The organism is Bacteroides sp. 51, assembly GCF_010500965.1.
Classification (GTDB): Bacteria; Bacteroidota; Bacteroidia; order Bacteroidales; family Bacteroidaceae; genus Bacteroides.
In genome coordinates, this window is record NZ_QVMI01000043.1 from 1 (window position 1) to 15,192 (window position 15,192).

The 15,192-nt window shown below is 46.3% G+C and carries 14 protein-coding genes and 1 pseudogene; 3 read left to right on the plus strand and 12 right to left on the minus strand.

Going from position 1 to position 15,192, the window contains the following annotated elements; all coding sequences use genetic code 11:
• Window positions 1-104 precede the first annotated feature (104 nt).
• The 5 genes from D0T87_RS21650 to D0T87_RS21670 all read right to left on the minus strand — a co-directional run bounded on the left by D0T87_RS21650 (window position 105) and on the right by D0T87_RS21670 (window position 4,914).
• Window positions 105-578, minus strand: a complete 474-nt coding sequence (locus tag D0T87_RS21650) for a PH domain-containing protein (protein WP_163178033.1) — start codon at window positions 576-578, stop codon at window positions 105-107.
• Window positions 579-580: 2 nt separating this feature from the next.
• On the minus strand, window positions 581-2,092 hold the full coding sequence (locus D0T87_RS21655; RefSeq protein WP_163178035.1) for a toprim domain-containing protein: 1,512 nt from the start codon (window positions 2,090-2,092) through the stop codon (window positions 581-583).
• Between the two features lie 31 nt (window positions 2,093-2,123).
• Window positions 2,124-3,719, minus strand: coding sequence for a hypothetical protein (locus D0T87_RS21660; RefSeq protein ID WP_163178037.1), 1,596 nt, complete (start codon window positions 3,717-3,719; stop codon window positions 2,124-2,126).
• 200 nt (window positions 3,720-3,919) lie between these two features.
• Window positions 3,920-4,144 carry a hypothetical protein gene (locus D0T87_RS21665; RefSeq protein ID WP_163178039.1) on the minus strand — a complete coding sequence of 75 codons (225 nt, stop codon included), beginning with the start codon at window positions 4,142-4,144 and terminating at the stop codon, window positions 3,920-3,922.
• 5 nt (window positions 4,145-4,149) lie between these two features.
• Window positions 4,150-4,914, minus strand: coding sequence for a DUF4099 domain-containing protein (locus D0T87_RS21670; protein WP_163178041.1), 765 nt, complete (start codon window positions 4,912-4,914; stop codon window positions 4,150-4,152).
• A gap of 279 nt (window positions 4,915-5,193) precedes the next feature.
• On the opposite strand from D0T87_RS21670, the gene D0T87_RS21675 reads away from it, so the two are divergent.
• Window positions 5,194-5,823 (plus strand): M23 family metallopeptidase, encoded by a 630-nt coding sequence (locus tag D0T87_RS21675; protein ID WP_163178043.1) that lies wholly within the window; start codon window positions 5,194-5,196, stop codon window positions 5,821-5,823.
• Window positions 5,824-5,989: 166 nt separating this feature from the next.
• Here D0T87_RS21675 and D0T87_RS21680 read toward each other — a convergent pair whose 3' ends face one another.
• The 3 genes and pseudogenes from D0T87_RS21680 to D0T87_RS25200 all read right to left on the minus strand — a co-directional run bounded on the left by D0T87_RS21680 (window position 5,990) and on the right by D0T87_RS25200 (window position 7,516).
• A complete protein-coding gene (locus D0T87_RS21680; protein WP_163178045.1) occupies window positions 5,990-6,385 on the minus strand; it encodes a hypothetical protein in 396 nt (131 codons plus the stop codon).
• A gap of 254 nt (window positions 6,386-6,639) precedes the next feature.
• Window positions 6,640-7,293, minus strand: a pseudogene (locus D0T87_RS21685) (hypothetical protein).
• On the minus strand, window positions 7,283-7,516 hold the full coding sequence (locus tag D0T87_RS25200; RefSeq protein WP_163178067.1) for a hypothetical protein: 234 nt from the start codon (window positions 7,514-7,516) through the stop codon (window positions 7,283-7,285). Before D0T87_RS25200 ends, D0T87_RS21685 begins: the two are co-directional and overlap by 11 nt.
• Before the next feature lie 522 nt (window positions 7,517-8,038).
• On the opposite strand from D0T87_RS25200, the gene D0T87_RS24750 reads away from it, so the two are divergent.
• Window positions 8,039-8,437, plus strand: coding sequence for a sialate O-acetylesterase (locus D0T87_RS24750; protein ID WP_370526957.1), 399 nt, complete (start codon window positions 8,039-8,041; stop codon window positions 8,435-8,437).
• A gap of 177 nt (window positions 8,438-8,614) precedes the next feature.
• A complete protein-coding gene (locus D0T87_RS24755) occupies window positions 8,615-8,839 on the plus strand; it encodes a hypothetical protein (RefSeq protein WP_239063827.1) in 225 nt (74 codons plus the stop codon).
• A gap of 93 nt (window positions 8,840-8,932) precedes the next feature.
• Here D0T87_RS24755 and D0T87_RS21705 read toward each other — a convergent pair whose 3' ends face one another.
• From D0T87_RS21705 to D0T87_RS21720, 4 genes are all read right to left on the minus strand, one after another.
• Window positions 8,933-10,321 carry a sialate O-acetylesterase gene (locus D0T87_RS21705; RefSeq protein ID WP_163178049.1) on the minus strand — a complete coding sequence of 463 codons (1,389 nt, stop codon included), beginning with the start codon at window positions 10,319-10,321 and terminating at the stop codon, window positions 8,933-8,935.
• A gap of 9 nt (window positions 10,322-10,330) precedes the next feature.
• Window positions 10,331-12,544, minus strand: coding sequence for a glycoside hydrolase family 3 protein (locus tag D0T87_RS21710; RefSeq protein WP_163178051.1), 2,214 nt, complete (start codon window positions 12,542-12,544; stop codon window positions 10,331-10,333).
• Window positions 12,545-12,609: 65 nt separating this feature from the next.
• Window positions 12,610-12,825: a glycoside hydrolase N-terminal domain-containing protein gene (locus tag D0T87_RS21715; protein WP_239063831.1), complete on the minus strand. Its 216-nt coding sequence runs from the start codon at window positions 12,823-12,825 to the stop codon at window positions 12,610-12,612.
• Window positions 12,826-12,828: 3 nt separating this feature from the next.
• Entirely contained in the window at window positions 12,829-15,141 is a 2,313-nt protein-coding gene (locus D0T87_RS21720) for an alpha-xylosidase (protein ID WP_239063835.1), read from the minus strand.
• Between the last annotated feature and the right edge of the window lie 51 nt (window positions 15,142-15,192).

The following is a 15,192-nucleotide window of genomic DNA, read 5'->3' on the forward strand; positions in this document are numbered from 1 at the left end:
ATTGTTATGTAAAGTGGTAAGGTTAAGTAACAGGGTTATTTTGTTAATAGTCAGCTATCTGACCTTGCTCACTTTACATAAGAGAAAGCTCATCATAAAATATATTATGGAGAGTTGCACATAATTTGTTCAACCCGTTCACGAATGAGCGACACTAAATCAAGATCATTTTTCACTCCTATGATGACCAGTTTGGGATTGCTTCTATCTCCCGAATAGATCGTGACCGTTTTCAATCCGCAAATTTGTTGTGGAAGGGTACGGTGTTCATTGAAGTCCACAATCCGGTAGAGTTCCAGATAGTCACTCTTTCTAGTGAAAACTCCATATTCCATAATAAGCTGCTCTCCATTGATGCGGTATTCCATCCGTCGCAGATAAACAAAATTATACAGCAGACGCAAAGAAAGAAGTCCCGCTGCAACTAGAAACAGATTGACAAACGGCATGGCATCAATACCGCCTATAATCAGGCAACCGATCATAAGCAAAATACCCGGCAGCTCATTGATAATGAATTGCAACCAGTGAGGTTGCAGAAATATCGTTCTGAATCTTATTACGGTTCCTTCTCTCATGGTTATCGATGAAAATGGTAGGTTCTTTCTTCGTCCTCGTTATTATCTTCTTCTATTATCCTTTTGCACAGTAATTGGTCGTTCCAGTCTTTGTATTCTTTATCACACGGCTGATAGATGATTCGTCCGACTGATTCATATTGAGAAACTGCATTCTTCATGGCTGCTTTGTACGCTTCATACGAAGTCTTGAGCTCATCACCAATATCTTCCAAATCTTCCTGACAGACCAACCCACTGTATTTGGCCGAATGATATTCTTCACAGGCACTCTCGTACTTTCCGTATGCTTTCAATAAATCAGGTGGCAGTAGGTATTCTTCTCCGGAGAAAATATCCTCTTCATTCCGTAAGCTCTCCATGTATTCCGCCATTTCGTTTCGCTGTGCCCCGGTATCTACACCCAGTATTTTCAACAATCGATCAAACTCAAACAGTTCCGGATTTAGTTCATGCCGCTGATAATTATCAGTGGTGTCTACCACAATCAATTTACCTTTAGGCGTAAGATGTGTATTGAATGTCTTTCCTGCTTTGGTCAGTGCGAAATTGATGGCAAATAGTTGTCCGGCACGGTCTCTGTCAAAGCACAGATGGTGATTGGCCCCAGATGTTTTGGCTATCATTCCCTTGAATTGGTGAATACTCGGATTACCACCGGTACTGACAAATACAGAATTGTCAAGTTGTGATAGTTTTCCTTCCGGGTTCCGGTTCCTATCGTAATTCAGTTCGCACTTTTTAATTTGATAAAAAGCCATTGCATCGTATGCACTCTCAAACCAATACACGTCTTTGGCTTTATCTAAGGCTTTTCCTGATGGACAGGCTATCCACATCCCCTCCTTTGCATTGCTTCCGGCAGCCATTCCTTTATAGATAGCCTTTCCGTCGCCAGAGGAGCGCCCCCGTTCTTCCAGTCCCACGATGGTTGCTGGGTCAATAGGCTTCTGCAAGGGAAAAGAGAGATTGGTATACCTTTTTCCATGGGACATTTCTTTCATGGCAATGAAAAAATGATTGCTAAACGCACGCTGGGTATCAAGAGAAATACCTCTTGATTTGAAATAGGGGTAAAAAGCTTTCTGGCTGTCCCAATCATCCGTGCTGAAATCTAACAGTTTATACGCTTGCAGATCAAATATCTTTTCCGAACGTTCCTTTTTTTCCACGGCTGAATACTGCCTGTTAATTGGCTCGTTCAACAACCGGTTACATACGAGATTTACCAATCGATCCGTATTCATGCCCAGAGTATATTCCGAAAAGAAATGCGGATGTTCTTTGATGAACGAGATGACATTGTAGTTCTTCTGTTCCGGTGGCCGGAAACAGCATAACCCGTTACCTGTTACAATAAATTTGTCACCACGCACACGCCTTCCGTCACTACCCACCTTCACGTATGACGGGTAACGTAGTCCATCACGTCGGTTAAGACGGTAACCGGCATCTACCAACAAATCCTGAATATTGACGCGCCGTTTGAAATCTTCGTAATTCAACTCTGCCATAAGCTCTTATTTTAAATTGGCTGAAGCGACCCTACATTCCTTGACGGATTTCCCGCTGCATCATTTCCGTATTGATTGCCGCCTCGTAATTTCTTGCAGCCACATCCATGGGAGTATCTACTCCAGGCTTGAAATAAGCTCTAGCTTTCGGTCCGTGCCCGTGATGCTCCACGAATACTTCCGGGCAGGGACGGTCATGGAGTCCTCTTCCGAGTTCTCCGAGTACCGTGGCACCTGCCAGGAAAGCAGCGCCAATCTTAACTCCTAATGACACGCCGTCACCCCGGCTTTTCATGTCCACCTCCCCGAATATTTTCGAAAAAAGTTTCATGCGGTGGAAATCATCTATGGCCATAAACTTGTCATATTGCTTTTGGCTAATCTCATGGCTTACAGTTTCTCCATCAATGACAGCAGTCATTTTGTATTTGCCTTCGGCTACCGGCTCCACCTGTATAGCATCCACCGTCACCTCTCTGCCATGCCTCCCTTCCCTGAACCAGCCTTTGTTGTTGTCCATATAGGCGAGGTCATTGCCGTTCATGACGACCGTTCCTTTGGGTAATGACTGTTCTGCCCGTATTTCCATACCGTCATCCGCCCCCAACCCGTTGTTTTGGACTTCTATGGTCTGCAATTCTTTTTCCAAGTCTTCCTGAACAGCGGGTTGTAAGGGTATATTAATGGACTGGTCACTATTGAGCAGTTCCAATGTAATAGCTCCGTTGAAGTCTTCCTTGATGATTTCATTGAGCATACCCAATCGTTCTTCTACGGATGCTTCTTTAATAGAATTACTTGTGAGTACCTTCACTTCCTCATCAGTCAAATCATATTGAAAATCAGCTTGCGTAGCAGTGGACTGTATAGTCAGTTTCTTTTCCTGTGCATCAACAATAATACCGTGAGTGCCCAGACATTCCTGCCATTTTTCATTCGTGAAATATACTGGAGAAGTGATCATTTCCTTGTAAGGCTTTGCAGGTTCTGTATTTCGGGGTAATGCCTGAACGGGAGTAATTATAGCCTGCAAATCCTTCAGCACATCTTGTGGTGCCACCGGAGCCGTGTTTTGGCCTTTATAATAAAATCCGTAGCCGCCGCTTTGCAGTTCTCCGGGTTTCATACGCCGGTCAGGACGTTCAGCTACCATGGGAGCACCGGGATAGTAAAGGTTTCCACCTATACGTCGCAAGTGAAATCCTTCCTGTTGTCGGGGAGTCCAGCCAAGAAACCGGTTCCCCCAGGTATGGAAATGTCGGGGCACGCCCGTTCGTCCGTATTCTCCCGCACCTATGCGGTAGCCATGCAATCCCATCGCTATACGTCCATTGGCATTCCGTGCATGGACAAAGTCCTTGGGCATGTCGAAGTCTGCCGCCACAATACTGGCAAAGGTGTTATAGCTTCGCTTATTGGTATAGTTTGTTCCGCGGTCAGTCAGTGCCATAAGTTGTTTCTCGTTGATCGGATATCTCAGCACCGGTGAATCGTGACCTTGCACGATCAGGCTGAACCCATTGCTGCTCCCCGTGATATGCGCACGCATTCCATTCCGGATGAGAATGTCCTGCAATTCCACAGGCAAATCTAGCGGAATAGGGTTGGTATTCTTTCTGATTGTCATATCTTAATTGTTTGGTTAAGAGTTTGTTTAAATTTTGCTTGCTTGTTTATTTAGTCTTATTTTTAGGTTGGTTGTTTCTTTTTCAAGGTGAGAATAGCGAGCTATTTGAGCATTTAAAAAGGAAGAAACAGACAAAAAGAAGCATGAAGAAACAGCAAAAGCATCCTATAACAATTTTCTGTGGAAAATTTAAACAGGCTCTATCCATCACCGTTTTCCAGAGCTTCTTCCAGTTGCTGTTGTTTCAACTCGATATAGGCCTCTGCCGTCTCTTCATTAATGGATAATCCTCTGGATTTGCAATACACTGTATATTCCTGTTTCCATTCCCGTGAGCGATGGTTGACATAATCAAGCCAGCCAAATTCTCCAGTTTGAACTTTCTCCACCAACTCTTCTTCCGTGTAGAATTCCTCTTTCACCATCGTTCTTATAGTTTGAGATTAGCAACTGGTGATTTGCGGCTTTCGCCTTTTCGTTTCATCTCTTCCCACATCTCATCGGTGTACTCTTCTTCCGGGGTGTAGTCCAGGTTGCCTTCCTCATCCACCATCCAGCACCCGAAGCATCCGTAGTTATACTTCTCCCAGTCTTTCTTCACTTCCGCGCTCCATTTACGTTCATCACCTGTACAGATACGGATGCCTGTGGGTTCATTCAGGTCAACGCCCATGGTGATAACATCATCACCAGCCAGGACAGTCAACGGATCGCCATTGCGCAGGCAGTTGATTTCAGCACTTCCCAAGTGGAATTCATCAGCTATGACCTGAAGATTTCTGCCTATTACCGGAGTAGGCACATAGAGTATCTGCTGTGTTCCCTTGTCTATCTGTAGAAAGGCTTGCACTTCCTTACCATCAGCGGTTGTCATTTTATCAATAACCGCTTTGTCGCACTGCAACTTGTTTTTATTCTTTTCGCTGAACTTATCAAGACGTACTTGTCCAAGCTGCGGATAGAATAATACGTCAACCCGGTTATCTTCCGTTCGATAAAGGGAAAATCGGGTACGGCTCTTATAGACATTCCCCTGTTCATCAGTAAACTCGATAGGCAATACCGGAGAACGATAGCCCTCCTCAATCTGTGACAATGCATGAGTAGGCAGGTCACCAATCATTTCCTGAGTAAGACTGAATTTTTGGAGAGTTTTATAAGGTATCTCCGCATCCGAAAATCTGTTTCTGTTCATAGTTGCTATATGTTTAAAAAGTAATTTTTCGGGCAAAAATAGAGGAGTGGGTTGGGGAGAAATATCGCATTGTCTTTTATCTCTCTGTTTTTCGACTTATTTAGTATTATGGATTAAAATCATACCTGCATTCATACTCAAAGGAGTAAATGAGGATACAATAGTGAATATTTGTCTTGAGTATAAAAACACAGTATGATTATCTGTAGGAAGTTAAAGAATGATTGTTTAAATGATCATTGTCTCGTAGATTATAAAGGGGAGATATAATTTTACCCAATGAAATCACTACTACTCATATTCATACTCTTGCAGAATTGTTTCTTTCTTCAGGCGCAGTTCTACACGGTAAACAAACAACCGGTTTCGTACAAGGTACAGAAACAGCAAGATCTACCCGAAGCTGGGACAGTCAATAAAAATGATTCCTCTACTAAGGTAGGGAAATCAAAAGTAGAATGTCTGGATGAGTGGATTCAGCAGTATCTAAGTGTAGCTTATCCATTGGATAATATGGTTGTCAATTCCCCTTATGGATGGCGGCGTGACCCGTTCACCGGCAAACAAAAATTACATAATGGCATCGATTTCCATGCAAGGAGTAATAAAGTCTATGCTATAATGGATGGAGAAGTTATTAAGGTGGGACATGACAAACGTTCCGGTATCTACGCCACTATACGTCATGGACACTATACCGTCAGCTACTGCCATCTTTCAGAGGTGTTGGTGCAAAAAAATGCAGTAGTGAAGCCCGGTGAAGTGGTGGCTATCACAGGCAATACAGGTAGGTCAACAGGGGAACATCTACATTTGTCGGTTAAGTATAAGGGGAAATATTTAAATCCGAATATCTTGCTGGATTTTATTAAAGAGACCAAAGAAACTGTTTTGAATTTTATTCTGTGATAAATTAGTCTTATTTTTTGTTTAGCTATTTCTTTATTTAAAGGAGCATAGCGGGCTATGTGACTGCGGATAAAGAGATAGATAAGCGAAAAAGAAGGCTGATTTAACCAGATATAAACAATAATAGATTATTCTATAAAATTCAAAACGGTTTCTAACGATAAGGCTATCGCCCATTACTCTTCTCATGCTGCTCATAGTCAAACGGACTATTGTCATTAGGCAGAGTCTTATCCTTGACGAATAATTTCAATATCAAAAATGGCCAAAAGATAGGAATGGCCAGCATAATGATGGTATTCCAGTTGGTGCCATCGCTTTTACTCCCTTTCTTTCGGGAATAATCCTTCTCTTTCTCTTTGGGTAAATATCTCATGATAGGCGCAATAACATAACGCCCGAGAATGATTGCCAAGCTAATCCATGCACCATGAGGAATGAAGAGCAATCCCAACATCAGTAGCCAAAAGCCAACATTGGATAGTGACATGAAATGACGGAGTATCTTTCCGACTATTCTTAAAAAGAAATAGGCAACTATAATGATGAGAATGTACGACATTTAGTTAAATATTTGTCATGTAAAGATAGACAATTTCTTGTAATTGTGCAAGATTTATGATGCTGTTTATCTCTGATTTTAGAATCTGGGATTAACCCAATTTTCACTCCTACGTTATACAGAGTCATTTCCTCCTAATTCTGATGTATCAAATCAAGTCTATCTCCCTTTAGCTCCTCCAAATAATATACAGATCGTTCCAGCTCATAAGGAATCAACATCTCCGAGAAAGTTTGGAAATAAAGCAAGCATCCTTATACCAACCGCATCGTGTGACTGTATTTTGAGTTTATATTAAACATCCATGAAACGTTGCCGGTCGATATGCTTTTCCATCTCACCCCGGATTTGCTGAAATTCCTTACCTGCTGTACTCCCCGGTCATAACGGTGACAAAGTTTATTCCATAGGTTTTTTCCATTCTTCATCCGATAACTCCACGGTAAATGATGGAACCACAACAGGTATATATCGCGACAGGTGACAGAGTTATTATAAATCTCTTTGAGTGGAGTGTAATATTGGCCGTTGGCATTGCTGCCCGAAGTTGTCCGATCGAAGCCAATCCCTGATTTGCTGGCCTTGTGGTAATATGTACATGTCCAATTGAGACGAGACACCTGGTCATACTACTGCTGCAGACCATAGTGATGGCCTTCGGCGAAAATATGGTGTAAGCCCAACGGCATCATATAATTTACAACCGCTTCGCGATAATCCAGCATCATTTGCTTCACCGGCTGTATAAACTGTTGATCGGTGGTAAAAGTCAAATCGAGCCATTCTTCGGCAATCTGTGAGGAAAAAAGCTTGTCATTCCAGGCTAAACGTCCGAAAGTATACCAATTTGCCTGAGCAAAATGATGATCACACCAATGAGTATCTTCTCCAATGTGACTACGCCGGATATAGCCGTTCGTTTATGTTTGAACAGCGTACCATCGGTAGTTGCGGCAACAGTCGATCCCTCCCACGGGCATATGTGTCAAGATGGAGAAACTCTTCCCACATGGTTGACAGGAAAGCCTGGTGGTTGGAAAAACCGAGATACTCTTGTAATCTGAAGTACGGCCATAACCGACGTGTTCCACCAAATAAGGGAGTAAAAGGTTCGTGTGACTGAAAATTTATTGGTCAGTACTTCGGCCAGCATATTCGCTCAATCGGGATGCTCGTGTCTAGCCTGGGCGGCTCAGCGATAGAAAGCTGGATCAGCCAAGAACACCTCAAAAAGTTTCCATCGCTGCTCTTAGACCGAGCCGCCCTGCAAGGGATGAAGGCTGTAGAGAAAGACAAAGACTCCTGTCAATGGAACCGCAAGAATCTCGATGATTCCGACTGGCATGCCATGCAAGTACCGACACATAGAAAGCCAATAGAATGAATCCTAAAGGCATCGTCTGGCATCGCAAAACCTTCGACTTACCCTCCTCTATGGACCGGAAGCACGCCAAACTCTATCTGGGGACGCTTGTCGACAGCGATTCCGTGTTTGTAAACGGACGACTTCCTATATGTATCCTCCGCGCAAATAGGATATCTCGCCCAGAATCTTGCGAGAGGGAAAGTATAATATCACCGTGAAACTGACATCTCTCTCCGGAAACGGCGAGTTTTGTAGACGATAAATCCTATAAAATAGTAGACGATAATGTGGAAATAGACCTTACCGGTACATGGAAATATAAAGTAGGAAAAGACCTGAGCGAAGTAGAACAGTATGCCGAACAACTGAAGAACCTCAAAACCGCCGGTTTGGGACTCTACAAAGGCGTGATGCACCCTATTCGCGAATATAAAGTGAGCGGAACCATCTGGTATCAGGGAGAAGCCAATAACGATCACCCCAGCGAATACGCCCCTCTACTTCAAGCACTAATCACCAACTGGCGCGAGCGTTGGGATATGCCCGAAATGCCTTTTCTGCTGGTGCAGTTGCTCAACTTCATGCCCCAAAGCAAGCAGCTTTTAGAAAGCGGATGGGCCGGAGTTTGCGAGGCACAACTGCAAATCGCCAAAGAAGTTGCACACCGCCCTGGCCGTAAACTATGATGTAGGCGAGTGGAACGATATCCATCCGCTAAATAAAAAAGACGTGACTCATCGGTTATTCCTGGCGCACGCAAACTGCTTTACGGCGAAAAGCTGGTGAGCTCGAGTCCGGTTTACAAAGAAATTAATGTTGATGGACATAAAATCGCCCTCACGTTTACCGAAACAGGAAGCTGATTGACCAGCCGTGGCGATCCTTTGAAGCTTTTTGCCATTGCCGGAAAAGACCGGAAGTTTGTTGGGGCAGATGCCGTGATCAAAGGCTATAAAGTAATGGTAAGCAGTACGCAAGTCTATAATCCGATAGCTGTGCGCTATGCTTGGGCTAATAATCCGGAAGAAACCAACCTGCTAAACAAAGAAGGGATGTTGGCTTCGCCTTTTCGAACGGATGACTGGTAAGGCTTATGATATATAAAAAAAGTAGCCAGTTACCGATTAGCAACTGGCTACTTTTCAGAGTGATTATGATCCATATAAAAATCAGTGGCTAACTTAGAAATTAATACCAAACGCCACTACAGGTACGCCTTCGACCGAGAATAGATTCCCCACGCTATCATCATCGAAGCAATAACTAATAAAAGCAGGGGATTTGAGATCGCGGGCCGATACAATCAACTCATTCCCCTTGACCGTTGCCGACGCCACTTTCCATACTCTATCATCGCCGGCAATTTTCAATCCCTCAATCCGCTCTCCGCGAATCACCAGTCCTTTCTTAATTCCTTCAAAAGAGATGACAATATGATTATCTTTAAAATGGGCGGTTTTGAACACCGGACTTTCATAATCCCCCACAAATTTGCCGTACACATCATCCAGCGCCAGACGGGAGAGCCGCAGCCCAGCCCCTTTTTTGTCCCGCGGGTGGATATCCTTTATATCATCCACTAAATCCGAAACGGTAATCATCTTCACCTTGTGCATTATTTTCGGAAGCATCGCCTGTTGTTCGCGAAGGCGGGCGGGGCCATTGTCTGTTGAATTATAGGTGAAAGGAGCAATCTGAACCAGATAGAAAGGAAACTCCTTATTGAATCCTACGCGCCAGGAACTGATCATGCGCTGCATCAAACGGGCATACGAATCGGCGCGGGTATGGTTTGCCTCGCCCTGATACCAGATACATCCCGCAATCTCATACGGCATAACGGGATGGATCATGCTGTTGAACAGCGCACCCGCCTCTATGGGCCACCATGGAGTGGAACCGTAGAAGTAATCCGACAATACAGGGTCCGACATTATGCTTTCTTTCGGCGTCCACACCTCGGCCGGAGTACCTCCCCAGGCGGCGACAATGATGCCGACGGGAACATCCAACTCTTCACTGATATTGCGACCGAAAAAGTAACCGAGCGCGCTGGTTTTGCGCATCGTCTCTGGCGAGCAGCGCACCCATTGCGCCAAGCAATTCTCCTGAGGCGTAGAAGCCCCTATCTGCGGAAGGTGGAAAATGCGCAGGTTAGGAAAGTCGGCATTCCGCACCTCCTCATCCCCGTTGTTGATGCCGTAGTCTGCCTTCCATTCCATGTTCGACTGACCGCTGCACAACCACACCTCGCCCAGCATCACGTCCGACAACGTAACTTCCGAAGTACCATTGATGCGGATGATATACGGGCCGCCCGCTTCTGTTGTCCGGACGCGCGCCGACCACTTGCCCATATTGCTGACCTGAGTCTTTATCGTATCCCCATCCAGCCACCCGGGCACGATCGCAATGTGCTCGCTTGGCGTGCCCCAGCCCCAGAGGGTAACTTCGGAATTGCGCTGCAACACCATGTGATCGGTGAAAACGGCGGGCAGACGGATTTCGGCCCACGCGGACGCCAGACAAAGAGCCTGGACGAAAAGAAAGCAAAATATTCTGTTATTCATAGCTGTTATTTATTTGATTTGAATGCTTACCGAACTCTTAATATCCGTCGACGAAGCCGCGCAATGCAGCGTAAACTTATCTTTCTCCACCACCCACGCGTGTGCCGCATCGTCGAAATAAGCCAGGTCTTTCACAGGGATATCTATCTCTACGATTCTGCTCTCTCCGGGTTCGAGGAATACTTTTTGGAAACCTTTCAACTCTTTCACCGGACGCGGCAGAGAGGGTTTATGTTGTGAAGCATATATCTGCACCACTTCCGCACCGCTTACCGTGCCCTTATTGCTCAGGGGAACCGACACCATAATCACATCGTTTTCGCCGTACGCCGCGCGGTCGGCAGATGCCTTTCCATACGCAAAAGTGGTGTACGACAAGCCGTAACCGAACGGAAACAGCGCCGGAATCTTCCTCGTATCGTGCCAGCGATAGCCCACCAAAATATCCTCCATATACACCTGACGGATGCTATCTCCGGGATAAGACATCGTACCGAACGACATCGCCCCGTTATCTTCCCAGCGTTTGGGGATGCTGAATGGAAGACGACCCGACGGATTCGCCTTGCCCGAAATTACATTCGCCGTAGCCGTTCCCGTTTCCGAGCCGAGGTACCACGACTGCATCAGCGCGGGGACTTTATTCAGCCATGGCATGGCTACTCCATTTCCGCTGATAATGATGATACCCATGTTTTTATTTACTTTCAACAGGTCTTCAATCAGTTCGTCCTGCCCGAAAGGCAATCCGTACGAAAGGCGGTCGCCCGATTCGCAATCCTGGTTGAAATTCTTGTTCAGTCCACCGATATAGAGTACCACATCGGCATCTTTAGCCAGCGCTAAGGCTTCGCGTTTCAGGGAGTCGGCGTTGTAGGGAGATTCGGTCGCAAATCCGTAAGATGTTGGGCCCGAGCCGTAGCCCATGGTGTAGAATATTTTGTCGGCTCCGTATTTTTCGATCAATCCTTCGAGCGGGGTGATTTCTTTGCTCACTTTTACGTTGGACGAGCCGCCGCCGGTGCTTAATCTGCGGGTGGCATTCTCGCCGATGACCACGATTTTATGGTAGCGGCCTACGGGGATGGGGAAGAAGTTTTTGTCATTCTTCAATAAGACAATTCCTTCCTCGGCTACTTCGCGGGCCACATCGTAATGCTCGGGCGTGGTAAAACTGCCGTAAGGTTTGTTTCTGTCCATGTTGGTGCGTAGGTTGAGGCGAAGGATGCGGCGCACCTTATCGTCGAGGGTCGAAAGGGGAAGTGTACCGTCTTGTATCTTCCTGAGGTAAGGGTCTGCCATGTAATACCTATTGAATGCAAATTTCTCACTGGTAGTCAGACCGTCGGTCCACGTTCCCATTTCGATATCGAGTCCGTTCAGGGCGGCTTCGTCGGTGTTATGCGTGCTTCCCCAGTCGGAGATCACTACGCCATTGAACTGCCATTCGCCTTTAAGAATTTCGTTATTAAGCCGCTTGTTGTGCGTGCACCACTGGCCCCGGTACTTGTTGTACGAGCCCATGATGGCCCATGCATTGCCTTCGAGTATGCCGGCTTTGAAACCGGGCAGGTAGATTTCATACAGCGCACGGTCGGATACCTCCACATCGATGTGTCCACGCCATGTTTCCTGATTATTGAGGGCATAATGCTTAATACAGGCAGCCACCCCGTTCTGCTGAACGCCTTTTACGTAGGCGGGTACCATCTTCGACACGAGGTAAGGGTCTTCGCCCATATATTCGAAGTTACGGCCGTTGGCCGGGGTGCGGTAGATGTTAAGTGCGGGCCCCAGCAATACGTCTTTCTTACGGTAGCGTGCTTCTTCGCCAATAGCTTGCCCGTATCTGAGGGAGATTTCGGGGTTCCAGGTGGCTGCAAGGCAGGTCATGGCAGGGAAAGCGGTGGCTGCATCGTTTGTCCATCCTGCGCTGTTCCAACTGTTCCACTCAAGTTCTTTGTTCACGCCGTGAGGTCCGTCGGTCATCATGATTTCGGGAATGCCGAGGCGGGGCACGCCAGGGGTGGTGAAGTTAGACTGGGCGTGTATCATAGCGATTTTCTCTTCGAGTGTCATGCGGGATAGGGCGTCTTCAATGCGCTCCTCCATAGGCTGTGAGTCGTCAAGATAGGTCAATCCAAACTTGGGTGCAGCACCTTGCTGCCCGTTAGCCTGTAACACGGACAGGGTGAATAATCCATAAAGGAATAACTTTTTCATTTTTCAGTATACTTGTTTGATAATCTATTTGGTATTTATTTTTATTCGATCGTTTTTCTTTAATGTCAGATATAGCTTTCCGTTTTCAATCCGGTAACTCTTCGTTCCTGATAGTTCAGGAGTACCATCATGCCAATGCGTCCGTTTCCCAGAGGAACGGATTCTTCCCAGATGGTGGCAGGCTGGTCGAAATAGTATTGCCACTCGTTTTGTTTATCTTGCGCGCAGGAGGTTAGGGCGGATAGAAGAAGGAGAAAAAAGAATAGTCGGTAAAATTTCATGTCTTACTTGTTTATCTTATAGTTAATACCGTTGATTTGCCCTTTTTCTACCTGGTAATTATTCCCGGATTTAGTAAGAACAAGATCCGTTAATTGATTATCCGAAGGTAAGCAAATAAGTCCGGTTGATTTCTCTTTGTTTCCGTAAACTTTCAGTTCTATATCCGACCAGTTGATTTTATCGGTAGATTGTGCCAGCTTGGCATGAGGGATAACCGCGCCTTCGCGTACGAGTATCACGGCGGGTATTTTGCCCGCTTCTATGGTATTCCATCCTTGCTGATAGGTTTTTCCGCTCTGGTAATCGATCCAGTTTCCGGCCGGCAGATACACATTGCGGCTGTTTCCGGTTTCCATCATGGGGGCTACCAACATATCGGAGCCGAAGAGATACTGGTCTTCCACCAACCATGCGCCCGGGTCGTTGGGGTATTCTACAAAGAGCGCGCGAACCATGGGCAGACCCTTTTCAGTGCATTGCTTGGACTGTGCATAGACGTAAGGCATCAATTTGTATTTCATTTCGGCGGACAGGCGGAATGCTTTTACAAAATCGTCATTGTATAACCACGGTTCTTTCGGAGGGGCGCCATGCGCGCGGCTGTGCGAAGTGAGGAAACCGAAAGGCAACCAACGGCGGTATAAGTCTTCGGGAGCAGCTGTCACAAAGCCACCGATATCGTGGCTCCAGAAGGAGAATCCGCTTAATCCGAACGAGAGTCCCCCGCGTAAGGTAGCGTTCATGCCGATATCTGTATTGGCAGCGTCGCCACCCCAGTGAAGCGGATAACGTTGGCTTCCGGCCCAGGCGCTACGCGCCCAGATGATATTTTCGTTGTTTACTTTCTTTGTAATGTCGTCAACAGCTTTGTTGTAGCGAAGCGGGTAGAGATTGTGCTCATACCAGCCACCGCGGCCGGATGCGTAAAAGCCCTCCATAGGTGCGGCTTCGCCGAAGTCGACTTTAATGGCCCCAACGCCCATTTTGAGCAATCTCGCCAGTTTATCCTGATACCAGCTTACGGTTTCGGGATTGGAGAAGTCGAGTACTGCATCCTCGTAGGGCATTTCTCCTTTGGCGTTCTTTACATGCAGGTTCTTCTCTATGATTTCATTGAAATATTTGTTCTTCGGGGTGAAGTAGGTGAGTTGCCACAGGGAAATGTGGAAACCGTCTTTCTTCAAATCGTCTATCATCTTCTGCGGGTCGGAGAAGCGGGACGGCGCAAATTTATAATCGCATTGCCAATCTGTTTCGAACCAGCCGGTGTCGAAGTGGATTACATCGGAAGGGATTTTGTACTTGCGGAGTTTCGAAGCCACATCGTAGCCTTCGCTTTGCTCGAAATAGGTGATACGGCTCATCCATGTACCGAACGACCATAACGGCGGCATAGACGGTTTGCCCACAATGTCGGTGTATTCGTTGAGTATCTCTTTCGGCTCGCCGATAAAGACGAACAGGTCGAGGGCTTCGTCGCCCATGAAGAGTTTATTGGCGCCTACGTACGTATTTCCAAAGTCGCAGGTAACGGGTGCCGAAGTGTGCATAAACATACCATAACCACGGTTACTCATAAAGAAAGGCACAGGCTTATACATCTGGTCTGTTTCGGGTCCTTGCGGATCGGTAACGAAGATGTTTACTTTTTGCCCCCGTTTATCGAGCTTGGTTACGGATTCGCCGCAACCGAATATCTTTTCGTTCGGAGCTAAAGAAAATACGGGGTTTACGGCACGGCTGTTGTCTACTCCGCGTTTGATGAAGTTGAAGGGGATAACTTTGACCTGTGAAGAGTCATTGTCGCACCAGCGCCAGGTATCGGTCAGTTGCTTGCCTTTTTCATCGCGCAGGATGATGCGGAACGGGTTTTCTTCAATCTCTATGCTTCCGTAATTGCTTTTGTACATATGGGTTTTACCCGATTTGGAGTATTTCCACGAACTGTCTTTTCCCGGTTCTTTTGCCAGCATGGGCGAGTCGAAGGGTTTCGGCTGCACAGGCGTTGTCAGCATCCTGATCCGCAGGGTACGCGGGGTGATGAAGTCGATAGTGAAGTCCAGTTCGGGGTCTTGTTCATAAGCTTCGCCGGGGAAATCGAGCATCTTTAAGTCCTGTGGCAATATGGTATTTACATTAAATGCCTGACGGGTATATAGGGACGAACGTTTCCATGCGATTTTTCCTTTTCCGTCGGCCGCATTAAACGAGGCCAGTTTATCGGCAAAGAAAAAGGTGTTATGGAAGTCTTTAAAATCGAGACTCATGTCTATGGGTTCGCCCAATATACGCTTTTGTTGTGCTGCCAGCTGCATGCTGAGGCATAGAACGAGGCATAGGATAATCCGTGTTTTCATAATGTTGGT